Here is a 14,288-nt window from a genome sequence, read left to right on the forward strand (position 1 = left end):
TAAGCGATCAGGAATGTTCGAAAATGAATAATTTTGCGCTGATAATAGGCGTCTTTATCGCATGCTTTATTATATTTAGATTTAAAAAAGCAGGATATGAAAAGCGTCGTTTTGCTTACCCTGCATTGTTGGTGTCATTTCCAATATATTATTGGATATTTGCATTCTACGCGAATGATTATGAAGCGTTATTTAATGAAGTCATTGTTGGCCTGTTTTTCATAATATTAGCCTGCTTAGCGTTAAGATGTGACCAAATTAAAAGCCTAGTGATTGTGGCAACAGGCTTTATTGGTCATGGTGTTTACGATGTAGTCCATCTGAATATTTATGGTGATTCTGTCGCACCTTTGTGGTGGCCTGAGTTTTGTGGTTCGATTGATATCCTGTTGGGTGTGTATGTTCTTTGGCTGGCTTATCAACACAATCATAGCCAAGCTTCATTATCTGAGCAGGAGAAATTTTAGTGTGAACAGAGCTGCTTTCAATGCCTTTGGTTTTTTGGTGATATCTTTTTTATTGTCCTCATGCTCCTACTTAAAATACACGTCAGTCCAAGCGAATTATGAGCGGATTCAGAATGCCGATCCAAGTCAATCAAACCTTAAGCACATGTTGGACCGGGAATCTTTTTTTGTGATCGGAAAAACAATCGATGATCATGGTAAATATGACGATGTGCCTCTAGCGATTGTCGCTTATTCCGATAAGTATAAACCCAATGAGCGCGTGGACACGATGTTCTCTCAAGGTTCTGCGGGAACACATTTTGGACTGAACCTCCCTGAAGGAAGTTATGTCCTAGAGGTGTATGCCGACATCAATGGTGATGATGTTTTTGAACAAGCGGAGAGTATAGGAAGTAGAAAACTCCTTCTCGACAGAATGAGCCACTCAACACTTGTCGTCAACCATATCGATATTCAACTCACAACAGAGCGGATGTCAATTCGACCAGTGAGAATCGCCGTTCCAGTCGTCATTGAAACGAAACAATCTCTTTTCTACCCTTCGGGCTCTATTCGATCCCTTGATGACCCTCTGTTTGATGACAATATGTCGACTTTAGGCATGTACGACCCCGCTTCTTTTTTGGAGCATGCCCCTACGATGTTCTATGCACTGGAAGAAGATGAAGCACACAAGATCCCAGTGGTATTTGTACACGGTATTGGTGGTAGTGCGAGATCATTTGACCCCATTGTTCGCCGCCTCGATCGCGAGCGCTATAAACCGTGGTTTTTCTACTACCCTTCAGGTGGTGATCTGGATCAGCTTGCCCATCTCTTTTATCGCCTTTTCCTTTCTGGCGATGTTGTACCTTTAGGGGAGATGCCACTGATTGTCGTCGCGCACAGCATGGGTGGCTTGGTCGTTAGAGAGGCGATTAACCAGTATTCAGGGAAAGATAAGGAAAACAGAGTTGAGCTATTCGTTACTATTGCCAGTCCTATGGGAGGGCATCCTGCCGCCGCTAACGGTGAAAAATACGGACAATTAGTACTGCCAGCATGGCGTGATTTGAATCCCGATAGCCGCTTTATTCAATCACTATACCGAAAGCCATTTCCTGAGTTCGTCGATCATCAACTTTTTTATGCCTATAGAAACTCCGATAGACTCAAACTAGGTGAAAACAGTGATGGTGTCGTCCCGTTATCCAGCCAACTGCGCCCAGAAGCACAAAAGCAATCAAATCAGACGTTCGGGTTCCAAAGTGGTCATGTTGATATTTTGGTTAACGAACAAATGATAGCGCGGCTCAATGAGCTGATGACCAATGTAGACGGCATCGTTTCCGAGGAAGGGATGGCAGTACTAGCTCGTGGTGGTTTCGACGTACAGTTGAATGATAATTACAGACCGACCACTGAACATTTGATCCGTTATGCGGGTAAATATTTGGTATTACTTGTCCATGGTCGTATTCCTCCTAAACTTCCACAGCAAGAACACTTTATTTTGGCTGCACTGGGAAAGGTACCAGCAACGACAGATTTAGAGAAAGAGTTCATCATGTTTATGGATGAGTACCCTGACTTGGTTGCAAGCGCTTTGACGAATTATTCTGAAGACGTCTCAGATCGACCTGAAGATGAAGAGTAATCGATGTATTGTGAGTAAAGGGCTTTGAAGTGGCGCGCAACAGGGTATTGGATTGCCGTAGGTTTAGCACAGTGCCTGTCATTTTTAGGACGAGTTAGGTACCAGCCAATATGGTTTTTATTTCATCCCTAAGTTTCTTATGGGCCGCATTGTGTTGATTAGCGCGATGGTAGAGCATTTGGAAACGTGCTTTTACTATTTTAGTTGGACAAGGGTAAAAATTAATCCCCAAACCACGAGCGTATTTGACTAACCGCTTGGTCGTTAACCCCAAGGCCTCGCTATTTGCGACAAAAGTTAACTGCGTCATCATTGAATTGGCTGTATAAATAATATCTCGAGGTTCTGGATTTTCAGCCAACAATGTAAAAATATCCAAATTATGGCGTTGCGACACGATGGCGGCATGTTTCTCTTGGTAATACTGCTCTTCGGTTAATTGCTGCTGTATTCTTGGGTGGTTAGCTGCCACGGCAACCACCATCTCTTCCTCGGAGACTAACTCACTGATAATACTCACATCATTTGTTGTCACTAAATCAATTGCCAAATCAACTTTTCTTGCTCGTATATCGTCGAACAATGTTGACTGCTGTGGGGGAGGATTGATGATATTAATATTCGACCGCGCCAAATCGTAGACAAACATTTCCTGTACATACACTTTGTATCCCACTTTATATAAAGCTTCACGGACCAGATTCTCGGCAGGAGCCAATTTGGTTATCATGTAATGGGCATGAGCTGTGGCCTCAATTGAACGACCTTTTCGGATGAAAAGCTGAGTATTTAGATTTTTCTCCAGTAACTTTATACGTTGCGATACCGCAGCCTGACTTATGTTTAGTTTAATGGCTGCCTTCGTGTAAGACTGTTCTTGGTACACTTTAGTAAACGTAGATAATAAATTTAAGTCCATAATTCAATAAGATAACTTCCTAGGTTATGGTGGATGTTTGGTGCATTTTTATTATAAGCACAGCTTATGTTTAATGCAATTATCAGCTTATGTTTTAACTCTGTGAAATTACTTACTATAGAGACATTGAAACGGGCTAGATTACGTTAAGTTGATGATGAAAACGCGATAGCTAACGGCGTTGTAATGTCGATTTATATGAGTAAGAGCCCCTAACGTCAAGAATCTTTATTTTTAAGAAGAAGGGTAAATTATGCAGAAATCGATGATAGCGATAACCGTGCTTTCCACAGTATCAATGAATATCTATGCGCAAGACCAACACGGTCAATTCCACCATCACAATCATGATGATGGTGAGCATTGCGAATTAGAACATTTCAATCCAGAACAACTTCGCGCCATGGATGGAAAGCCGGCTTCTCTGGCGACAATCGAAGCAAATAAGACGTTCGCTAAGACTTTGAATTATGCAGACACCAAAGTGTTTGAAGATAATAATCGTGGACTGATCGCGGTTTTAGATACCGCGTCGGGTGAAATTCTACGTGATAAGTTTACCTCTTTCATCGATGTTACCCCTGAAGCCGCAGAAAATTACCCGGAAACAGTCAACCCATCACTTTGGCGTCAAGCCGTTGCCAATCAAGCTGCAGACGGATTGTATGAAGTTGTACCGGGGCAGGTTTATCAGGTTCGCGGTGTTGATTTAGCATCTGCAACCTTTATAAAAGGCAAGACAGGCTGGATAGTTTATGACGTACTGACGACGAAAGAGTCGATGGCGGCGGCTTTGAATTTCTTCCTCTCATCCGTGCCTGAAGGTGGCGACTTAAAAGTGGTCGCCATGCTTTATTCGCATTCACATGGCGACCACTTTGGGGGCTCTCGTGCGGTTTATGAGCACAATCCAGATGTGAAAATATATGGCTCCCGCAATATCACCAAAGAAATAGTTGACGAGAATGTCCTCGCTGGTAATGCAATGTCTCGTCGTGTGACCTATCAATATGGTAATTCTTTAGGTAGAAATGAACATGGAATTGTCGATGCAGCGTTGGCAAAAGGTGTTGCCAATGGCGAGTTGTCTTATGTTGTGCCTCATAAGGAAATGAACTGGGACAGCGAGTATGAAGTACACGAAATAGATGGTGTTGAGATGCACTTTTTAGATGCGTCAGGTACTGAGGCTGCTTCAGAAATGGTGACTTACATTCCGTCGCTCAAGTCTATCTGGACTGGTGAATTGACGTATCAAGGTATGCATAATATCTACACATTACGTGGTGCTAAAGTTCGTGACTCTTTACTTTGGTCCAAAAAAATCAATGAAATGTTGCAGGTCTGGGGTCAAGAAGCCGAGTATTTGTTGGGTTCGCATTCCGCACCAATATGGGATAACAACAACATCACAAGCTATTTAAAAATGCAGCGTGATGCGTATGGTTTTACCCATAATCAAACGCTGCGTTTGGCCAACAACGGCATGGTAATGCAAGATCTTGGCGATGCAATTTATGAGGTTATGCCGGAGTCAATTCAGAAATCTTGGCATACTAATGGTTATCATGGCACCTATAGCCACAACGCTCGTGCGGTATATAACATGTACTTGGGTTATTTTGATATGAACCCATCGAACTTGAATCCGCTCCCTGTTGATGCAGAAGCGACGAAATTTGTTGAGTATATGGGTGGCTGTGATGCGGTAACTCAACGAGCTAAAGCAGATTTCATTCAAGGTGAATATCGCTTTGTGGCAACGGCGATGGATAAAGTTGTTAATGTGTGCCCCGAAAATGCCACGGCTCGAGGGTTGTTAGCGGATACCTATGAGCAACTCGGTTACCAATCGGAAGGTGCCGGTTGGCGTAATGTCTATCTGACGGGAGCACAAGAAACTCGCGTGGGCATTCAGCCTGGATCAATCAAGGGTGCAAGTAATGATGTCCTTGCCAATATGGGCATCGATAACTTACTCGATTACATGGCTGTAAAAGTAGATTCGACCATTGCTCAACACACGCCTTTTACTATCAACGTGAATGTCAAAGACACCAATGAATACTTTGTTACGGAAATGGCTAACGGAAATTTGAGTAACTATGAATGGAATAAGTTTGCAGAAAAATTTAATGCCGGAACCAAACCAGCGGCAGATGCCACTTTACATATCAATAAAAGCGATGTGTCAAAAGTATTGATAGGTACCACAACATTTGAGGCATTACTAAAGTCTGGCGCTGCAAAAATAGAGGGTGATATCAGTGTGTTTGAAAAATTAAAAGCGGCTCAAGTTGAATTTGATGAGAAGTTTGAAATTGTTCCTCAACCAAGAAAAGGGCAAGAAGTCGATGCCGAGATATACCTTAAATAACGTCTAGACGTAGCCACCCCTATGAGGAGATATTTTATCCCTTCATAGGGGCTTTGTTGTATTTATACAATGGCTGCCTGTCCTGTTAACTGATACCGCGAGATATTTTGTAGGCGTTCATACCTTTATCTAAAAACGTCGTATAGTAGGTTTAATGTTCATCACTTAATGCTTAAATCTAGTCGATAGACCCTAGATAATATTGTAATTACACCTTTGTAGAGCTCGCTCATCCTACTGAAATCAATTGCCTTCCCAACCCTTAAATATGGAGTTTGCTACTCCAACGATAAATATGCAAATTGAGTAATGACTATCTTTTCAAAGTCTGGAATATAGATAGATGTCAGCGCTGGCGTTTTTCTAAATTACAATGAGACTTGATTATGAGTAATAAAACAAAACCACTTCCTGCCTTTATTGAGGAACGCCTAAATTTTTATATTGAAGATATAATTGAATCAAATCAGAATCAAAAACATCTGGTTTTGGGTAAACGTCCAACCGCAGACGCGGTGGTAATGCAAAGTAATGATTATTTGGCGTTGTCTCACAATAAGGAGATTCAAGCGGCCCACAAACGAGCGATCTCTGAGCAAGATGACAATGTTGTTATGTCCGCCGTCTTTCTGCAGGATGAAGAATCAAAGCCAGAGTTCGAGAATGAGCTTGCTGAGTATGTGGGCATGGAAACTTGTCTGCTGTCCCAATCTGGTTGGGCTGCGAACCTTGGTTTGTTACAAACTATTTGTGCCCCGGGGACGCCGATCTACATCGATTTTTTTGCCCACATGTCTTTATGGGAAGGCGCAAGAATATCGGGCGGGGCTATTTATCCATTTATGCACAATAATATTCGGCATCTGCGTAAACAAATTAAGAGACACGGCGCTGGAGTCATTGTTGTAGATTCGATCTACAGCACAATAGGAACTATTGCACCACTTGAAGCTATCTACGAAATGGCGAACGAGTTTGGTTGCGCGTTGGTCGTCGACGAATCCCATTCATTGGGTACCCATGGCCCGAACGGTTCAGGGTTAATAAATGCATTGGGAATTCGAGACCAAGTGGATTTTGTTACGGTAAGTTTGGCTAAGACGTTTGCTTACCGCGCAGGCGCTATATTGGGTCCGAAGAAGCTTAGTCAGACATTACCTTTTGTCTCCTACCCGGCTATTTTCAGCTCTACTGTGTTACCTCAAGAGGTCGCTAGGCTAAGAAAAACACTAGAGATAATTAAACATGCAGAGGAAAAAAGACAAACATTGTTTCGTCGTGCAAATGAGCTAAGAACAGGATTAAAGGGGATAGGCTTTAACATTCGTAGTGAGTCACAGATTATATCTTTGGAATGTGGCGAAGAACGAAACATGGAGCGCGTAAGAGATTTCCTTGAAGAGAATAATGTATTTGGGGCTATTTTCTGTCGCCCCGCGACAGGAAAGAACAAAAGCATAATGCGTTTTTCGGTTAATGCAGACATGACCGTCAAAGACGTCGACCACGTTTTGACAGTTTGCCATGAAGCATACAAAAATCCGAACCTAGAGTTTGTGTAGCGCTATTACTAAGGCGCGATGAGTAAATCAATGCCGTTACATTAAGAAAAGAGCTTAGCTACTGGCTAAGCTCTTTATTAGATCCAATCGGATATCTTATCAAGCAGTTGATTTTTATCTGCAGGTTTTACGATATATCCAGACATGGAAGAGGAATCGATCTTATTAAGCATACTGGGAGAGTTATCTCCTGTATGAGCGATAATAGGAATATTGGCAAACGGTTTCTCTGACTGACGAATGCGAAGCGATGCTTCTAATCCATCCATTACTGGCATCTCAATATCCATAAGGATCAGATCGATACTCTCTGTTTCTAGCGCCTCAACGGCTTGTAAACCATTGTTTTTTTGAATGACATTAAGCCCTTGTTTTTCTAGCAGTATTGAAGTGAATTTTCGTAAGGACTCATTATCATCCACAATCATGATTGTGCGTCTCTCTTCGTTTCTGACTGGTAATTTTTGTGTCACCGTATTGACGTAAGTAGCGTCAAAAAGTAAACGCTCAATCGTCTCTTTCGGGTGCGATAACCAAGAGTCTATATCAATCCAAATAGGTGTAAAGCTGGTGTTGCTGAGGTGTTGAATGGGACGCTGTGAGAACAGGTAAACCAATTGAGCTTCAGAAAATGAATAGAGAGACTCAAGTTTATCTAGCTGGTTATTACTTAGCGTGACACTCTCGATATCAACGACGATTAGATCGTATTCGAATTCGTACTCCATCTTTTCCAGAGTCGTGTCAATATTTAAGGTTGTGAGCTCAACGCCCATAAAGCGACCAACGCTGCTCATTGTCGATATCAGATGGTCTTGTTCACTAATAAATAATACCGATTTTAATTTGGTCAGTTCACTTTTAATATCGCTTACGATATTTGAATCTATCCTTGGTAATGTCATGTTAAACTGAGTCCACTTACCAAGCTCTGATTGGCATTGAATATCCCCACCAAATGAGCGCATTACTTTTTTACAGAAAGGTAACCCGAGTCCATAATTCCCTGCTTTACCCGTGGTATAGAAATCCTTAAACATGTTTTCAAGTACTTTTGGTGCAATACCTGAACCTGTGTCCGTTACAATAATCGAATTCAATTTTTGCTCTGCTTTTAGTGCAAGGTGAACGGTAAAGTGGCTGTCGTTACGGTGATGAAAAGCATTTTTTAGCAGATTATATACAACATATTTTAATAACGTGTCACTACCAAAAAACTCGAATTCACTGTGAACTTCCAACGAAACTGCGGCTCTATCTATCTCGCGCTTATAGCTAAAGCTTTCTATTGCGCTTGCAACAACCTCTTGAGCAGGGTGTTTCTTAAATGTCGAACGCGACACTCGATTTTCGTCGATAGATGTTAGTAACAAATCAATAGTTTCGTTCCCTGAATGAATGATCGACATGGCATCACTGCTGACTTCAAGTAAGCGGAGGATCTCTTTTCTACTGAGCTGATACGTCTCTTTGTTATCCTTAGTGGCGTTTGGCAATATGGATTGAATAACATCTATAGACAAGCAAAGGCTGCTAAGAGGGTTTCGCATCTCATGTGCAATACCGGCCCCAAAAGACTTCGCTATTGAGACTTTTGAATCATAATCTGCCTGATAGCGATAGAAGCATAAGCTTCCGAACAGATAGGTAAAAAAGAAAACGGGTAACAATTGCATCCAATCTATAGTTACTTCTAAAGAGTAGCCTTTATTTATCCACGCAAATAGAGTGGCGAATATCAACCCCACAAAGGTTTGAAGAAACAACAACCAAGTAATGTGAACCAACAGGATATGCAGAAAGATGGCGGACATAAATGACATCACCCAAACGAGGGACCAATCATTCATTAACAACATATAAAAAAAGAAAAACGGCAACGAAGTAATAATGACGACTTGATAGTACAAATGCATATGTTGACGGAAGCTTGATTGAAGATGATTCCGGCAAACAATGCCCACAAACAAGAGTGAACAGAACAAGCGAAGAGGGAGTGTTTCGTACTGCTGAGGAAAAAGAGTTCCCCACACTAAATAATAGAGAGGGTACCCAATGACACCGAGCAACCCGACCAAAGTAAGGTTAGGTTCAGCGTACTGATATACTTTACGTAATGCTTCCATATTACTGTAATGCCAACTCTATGCTTAACCGAAATATTGCGTTCAATGGGTTTGAGCGCGTAATCGTAAAATATTGTGTTCGTATATTACTGATTGACCATTTGTTATGCAATGTTGATCCGTTTCAGATACAAGCTGACGCGGAAAAACAACATCAAGATTCGTTAACGAGCATATCTTTATTACAGTAAGTCGATTTTTCAAATTCCCGAATGTTAACTGCAATATTCGAAACGTCAGGAAATAATAAGACAAGTTGTTTAACGATGGCTCTTGAAAGTGACGCTTTTTGTTCTGTTGTGCGACCTTCCATAATGTTTGAAAAGACGTGGATGAAGTCATCCTTTTTATTTCCGACTAGGTAAGTTTTAAACGGATTTACACGAACCTTGATTTCATTTTCAGTGAATAAACCAGTAGAAACGGCAACGGTGTGAATTTTTTTGATGATCTGTTCTTCTTGTTGAATATTCAAAATGTGTTCAGAACAATCTATAACGAAGTGAGGCATAACATTCCTAAATAAAGTCGGGAGGCAAAAAACTAAACGGTTCTCGAGCATAACGGATTGTAATCCTTTAAGGAATAACAATGTCTCTACTACGAAAATAGTCATACAGTGAAAGTTGAATATCATCAGGATAATGAATGAGGTGAGACGGCACATAAGATTCTTCTATCGACACTGCTTGTTCGTCGATATAACGAACACGTTTGAGTAGAAATACTTCATCATTTAGCGTTAGATGATAGCTTTGCAGTGTGTGTACCGATTAACTTGCTGTTTGGGTTATCTGCTTTGACTTCATTCCGAAAAGAAACCTTAGAAGATTAGTTTGCTTGATGACAAGTTCGTAAAGCAAACCACAAATGATGAATGTGCCACAGGATATGACAATAAATGCCGTCACTCCAGATAACTTCCAACCAATAACATAATAGCCAAACGCGATTACTACCGTCTGATGCAGAATGAAAAATGGATACACGGCTTGATTACAATATCGTAAACCCCTGTTACTGAAATTAAGGTGCCTTCTCGCAAAACCGATAATGAGTGCGATCCATGACCATTTAATGATTAATCGTACCAGATCCCAAGCTAGGCCTTTTTCAAATATTAAATCTTCGGCTGGTAGGTTATAGATCAGCAGAAGTGCACCATAGCTCACTAATCCTAAGGCTAAGGTCCGATATCTATTTTCTTCAAAAGATTGCCATATAAGCGGCGTTCGAACAAAGACGAGTCCCATTATCACCGCAAATAGAAAGAGGCTATGGCCGTACCAGTCATTATGAAATGCATGGGTTATCTTATGGTCACTAAATAAGAGATATATCGATAGGTAAATGACTAAAGGAAGATAAATAATACGCATCTTTTTCGACAGCCAACGTTCAATTATCTCAAGAAATGCCTTTCCTGTTGTACTGTTAATAAATTTCATTAGAGGGAGAAGGACAAGGGTGTAGTGAAAAAGATAAAGTACGTACCACAAATGGTTGTAGGTAGGAAAGGGGGCCTCCATTCGCTCATCCCAAGTGAATGTAAAATAAAATGTAGACCAGAACTGCCAGAATGAACCTTCAAACACCCCTTTTTGGATTGCTTCATAATAAGACTGCGGCGCAACCACCACCACCACGGCAAACAGCAACGGAAGATAGAGTTTAATGACGCGTTGCCAAGTAAACGATTTCAGTGGCATTTTGGTGATCATGTAGCTCATTGCAACGCCTGATACGATAAACAGAATATCGAGACGCCACGTTGAGGTGAGTAGCATAATAGATTTTAGTAAGACGCTGTTATAACCACTCTCAATATGAAAACTCCAGTCCACAAACATCATTGCTGTATGGTAAAAAATGAGAAAAGCAAAGGCTAATACTCGAACCCAATCGAGAAAGTAGAGTCGTTGACTCGCTGTACTGATATGTATTCCATCCGACATTATAATTTCCTTAACCGCGCAATTATGGGCAAACTTTGTGTATTTATCTTGTGATAAATAGTAGCTTCAATTGGGTTGACGAAACATTCAAGAAGGCTGAAACGACAATGGTTAGGGACAAGAGGCGGTATAATGGGATGAAAGACCATCAAGGGCCGACTTCAAAAAGGAAAGGTGTGAAATGATGCTTTTAAAAACAATAGAGAAGCGTCCTCAATTATCAATATTTCTATTTTTCTCGCTCTACATAATCATCAACAACACCATCAATGCCACGTCGATTATCATGGAGGCGCTTCGGAGTGGTGGTGAGTTATCTTTTCCATTTTGGTCACCTTTTCTTTTGGAATATTCCAGTGTTATTGGCTTCATGTTGGGATTGCCTCTGATCACTGCTTTGTTAAAAAAATTTCCGTTAACTTGGCTGCTTTACAAAAAAAATCTAATTTGGCACTTTTTAGGGTCAATTCTATTTTCATTGATCCATGTGTCGTTAATGGTGCTGATACGAGAAATCATCTTTTTTACTCAAGGAATACACTATCAATTTGGTGATATCTTCTTGGGATTTTTTTATGAATATAGAAAGGATGCGTGGCTCTACGTGTTTTTTGTATTGTATAGCTACAGTTTCAATTTCGTGATCAGTCGAATGATTGGCGAGGCCAAATTGGTTAATGAAGGCGAAGACGAACCTGTACATCAATCCATAGATAGACTGTTGATTAGAAAACTTGGAAAGGAATTTATAGTTAAGATTGATGATATTGAATGGTTAGAGTCATCCGGAAACTATGTCAACTTGCATATAAAAGAGCGGGTCTACCCTATTCGCGCCACGTTAGGAGGCCTGATAGATCAAATTTCAGATAGAGGTTTTTGCAGAATACACCGTTCATACGGAATCAACCTAGACGAAGTAGAATCGATCACGCCTCAACCAAGTGGTGATGCAGAGATCAAACTAAAAAATGGCAAGCTACTAAATCTATCTCGACGTTACAAAGATAACTTTAGAATGAAATTGGGTTAACGAAATAGAGCCAGATAACTTTGGGTTGGCTATTTCTCTTTGCAACGAAATCAACGTACTTAAACACGCCACCGAACTCACCTAAAGAAATTGTCCTGTGGTGATATGCAATTCATCACAGTTATATGTTCGTTTGTTAACCAAACAAATCGATATATCCATTATTTATGTAATTCGGTGAGATATGTATCAGAAATAAGACGTTATTCAAATTAATATGCTTATTATATATCACTCACTGCGCTTTGTTGCATATTAATTAACATTGGATTTAGAATCATGAAGTTTAACTACAAAATTGTGGCAGCATCATCTTTAATGCTGTTTGTGTCGGTTTCGTTTTTGACGATAGAGCAGCTATACACCGTTAAGAGTCATATTGGATCTCAGATCGACAGAAATATTAAAGAGATGTTGAGTAGTGTAAAAAATTACACCTTCTCTGAGTTACAGGCTCAGAAGAATGTCGCAAAAGCGGTGAGCGAATTTGTTGAATTTTCTGCAGAAGATTACCAACATGCTCAGAAAGTGGTTGAAAGCGCACAGGTTAAGAAATCTTTTCTTGCGGCAGGTGTTGGCTACGAATCAAATGGAAAGATGCTCGAAAATGTGGACACTTGGGAAGCGGGCGACGATTTTGATCCTCGCACTCGCCCTTGGTACCAACAGTCCAAGCAGGCGCAGAAAATCATCTTAACTCAGCCATATTTGAATGATTCAACCAATGAAATAAACGTATCTATTGGTAGCCCTCTGCATCAAAAAGGACGCTATGTAGGGAGTATGTTTTTTGATGTCTCGTTGACTAATCTATCGGAAGCGGTGAATCAATTTAATACATTTGATGCGGGTTATATTTTTATTGTGACTGAGTCAGGCAGCACTATTGCTCATCCAAATAACACATTTAATGGCGTCAATATTTCCGAATACTTGCCGAATATTAATATTCGAGATGGTGCGCAAGAAACAGAACTGGCGGGTAAAAATCTTCAGGTTACGTTTATGCAAATACCCGGAGACAACTGGTATGTTGGCGCGGTTGTAGATGAAGAACTGGCTTATTCTGCACTCAATAGTCTGCGAAATAAATCTATCTTATTTAGCTTCATCGCGTTGGTACTCAGTATTTTTGCTTTGACTTACTGGATTCGTTATCTACTGCGCCCTCTGGCAAATTTTAATGACGCTATTCACGGTATTGCGACTGGACACGGAGATCTAACTCAACGTCTAGATACCAACACAGACGAAGAGTTTTCTCTATTAGCGAAAAGTTTTAATACCTTTGTCAGTAAACTTCAGGACCAACTAAAACAGTCAAAGACACTCGGCACCAGTATTAAAGAAGGTACCGAGATGACAGCAGAAGGTGCCAAACAATCGGCACAAGCAATGGGTACACAGTTAAAAGAGTTAGAGCAACTCGCCACCGCGATGCATGAAATGTCGGTCACGTCTACTGAAGTCGCCAACAATGCTAATCAAGCTGCGACATCAGTTAAAGAGGCAGAGCAGGCAACCAGTAACGGGTCAGATATGGTGAGTGATACGGCAAACACCATTGAAAATCTGTCGAGTAAAATTGAGTATGCTGTTGAAGAAGTAAAAGCATTGACCATTGCATCTAATAACATTGAGTCTATTCTAAAAGTCATCAACGATATTGCAGACCAAACAAACCTATTGGCTCTGAACGCTGCTATTGAAGCCGCGCGTGCTGGAGATTCCGGTAGAGGATTTGCTGTTGTAGCAGATGAAGTTAGAAATTTAGCTCAAAAAACGCAGAAATCGACAACAGAAATAAAGAGCATGATAGAACAATTGCAAATGGGAGCTAAGTCCGTTTCCAAAGCAATGAATCAAAGTCAACTTGAAGCGGATCAAGCCGTTAAACAAGCGACAGGAGCAAACTCGGCTCTAGGTGACATTCAGGCACTCATTCTAACCATCAGTGATATGAATACTCAGATTGCATCAGCAGCGGAAGAACAAAGCTTGGTATCAGAAGAGGTGAATGCGAATACTCTAAATATCAAATCTCTGTCTGAGCAAGTTGCCGAGGCGGCGGGTAATGCTAATTTGGCGATGATAACCCAGATAAAAAATGTAAATGATCAAGACGTATTACTCAATAGCTTTAAGGTGTAGCCACTCGAAGAGCCGAAACATAGTTCGTAATTGATCTTTTGTTCATTATATATTGATGT

Annotated in this window: 11 protein-coding genes; 6 read left to right on the plus strand and 5 right to left on the minus strand. The window is 40.8% G+C overall.

Annotation, left to right across the window (positions count from 1 at the left end):
- The first annotated feature begins 23 nt into the window (after positions 1-23).
- Complete coding sequence (locus tag AACW90_RS21305; protein WP_390238654.1) at positions 24-467, plus strand: hypothetical protein; 444 nt, start codon at positions 24-26, stop codon at positions 465-467.
- Between the two features lie 169 nt (positions 468-636).
- A complete protein-coding gene (locus tag AACW90_RS21310) occupies positions 637-2,106 on the plus strand; it encodes an esterase/lipase family protein (protein WP_390238657.1) in 1,470 nt (489 codons plus the stop codon).
- A 94-nt stretch (positions 2,107-2,200) separates the two neighbouring features.
- Here the strand turns inward: AACW90_RS21310 and AACW90_RS21315 are convergent, their stop codons facing one another.
- Positions 2,201-3,025 (minus strand): LysR family transcriptional regulator, encoded by an 825-nt coding sequence (locus AACW90_RS21315; protein WP_390238660.1) that lies wholly within the window; start codon positions 3,023-3,025, stop codon positions 2,201-2,203.
- A 253-nt stretch (positions 3,026-3,278) separates the two neighbouring features.
- Here AACW90_RS21315 and AACW90_RS21320 point away from each other — a divergent pair, with 253 nt between their 5' ends.
- Both AACW90_RS21320 and cqsA read left to right on the plus strand, forming a co-directional pair.
- A complete protein-coding gene (locus tag AACW90_RS21320; RefSeq protein WP_390238662.1) occupies positions 3,279-5,402 on the plus strand; it encodes an alkyl/aryl-sulfatase in 2,124 nt (707 codons plus the stop codon).
- A 386-nt stretch (positions 5,403-5,788) separates the two neighbouring features.
- Positions 5,789-6,964 (plus strand): alpha-hydroxyketone-type quorum-sensing autoinducer synthase, encoded by a 1,176-nt coding sequence (gene cqsA, locus AACW90_RS21325; protein ID WP_390238665.1) that lies wholly within the window; start codon positions 5,789-5,791, stop codon positions 6,962-6,964.
- Positions 6,965-7,041: 77 nt separating this feature from the next.
- Here cqsA and AACW90_RS21330 read toward each other — a convergent pair whose 3' ends face one another.
- The 4 genes from AACW90_RS21330 to AACW90_RS21345 form a co-directional block, all read right to left on the minus strand.
- The gene (locus AACW90_RS21330) at positions 7,042-9,090 is read right to left on the minus strand and encodes a hybrid sensor histidine kinase/response regulator (RefSeq protein ID WP_390238667.1); all 2,049 of its coding nucleotides are present in this window, start codon (positions 9,088-9,090) and stop codon (positions 7,042-7,044) included.
- A 154-nt stretch (positions 9,091-9,244) separates the two neighbouring features.
- A complete protein-coding gene (locus AACW90_RS21335; protein WP_390238670.1) occupies positions 9,245-9,601 on the minus strand; it encodes a 5-carboxymethyl-2-hydroxymuconate Delta-isomerase in 357 nt (118 codons plus the stop codon).
- A 67-nt stretch (positions 9,602-9,668) separates the two neighbouring features.
- Positions 9,669-9,851, minus strand: a complete 183-nt coding sequence (locus tag AACW90_RS21340; protein ID WP_390238706.1) for a UTRA domain-containing protein — start codon at positions 9,849-9,851, stop codon at positions 9,669-9,671.
- Positions 9,852-9,863: 12 nt separating this feature from the next.
- A complete protein-coding gene (locus AACW90_RS21345; RefSeq protein ID WP_390238673.1) occupies positions 9,864-11,045 on the minus strand; it encodes an acyltransferase family protein in 1,182 nt (393 codons plus the stop codon).
- 181 nt (positions 11,046-11,226) lie between these two features.
- On the opposite strand from AACW90_RS21345, the gene AACW90_RS21350 reads away from it, so the two are divergent.
- Entirely contained in the window at positions 11,227-12,078 is an 852-nt protein-coding gene (locus tag AACW90_RS21350) for a LytR/AlgR family response regulator transcription factor (RefSeq protein ID WP_390238676.1), read from the plus strand.
- A gap of 279 nt (positions 12,079-12,357) precedes the next feature.
- The gene (locus AACW90_RS21355) at positions 12,358-14,229 is read left to right on the plus strand and encodes a methyl-accepting chemotaxis protein (protein WP_390238679.1); all 1,872 of its coding nucleotides are present in this window, start codon (positions 12,358-12,360) and stop codon (positions 14,227-14,229) included.
- The last annotated feature ends 59 nt before the right edge of the window (positions 14,230-14,288 follow it).

The organism is Vibrio frigidus (assembly GCF_042465995.1).
In the GTDB taxonomy this organism is placed as follows: domain Bacteria; phylum Pseudomonadota; class Gammaproteobacteria; order Enterobacterales; family Vibrionaceae; genus Vibrio.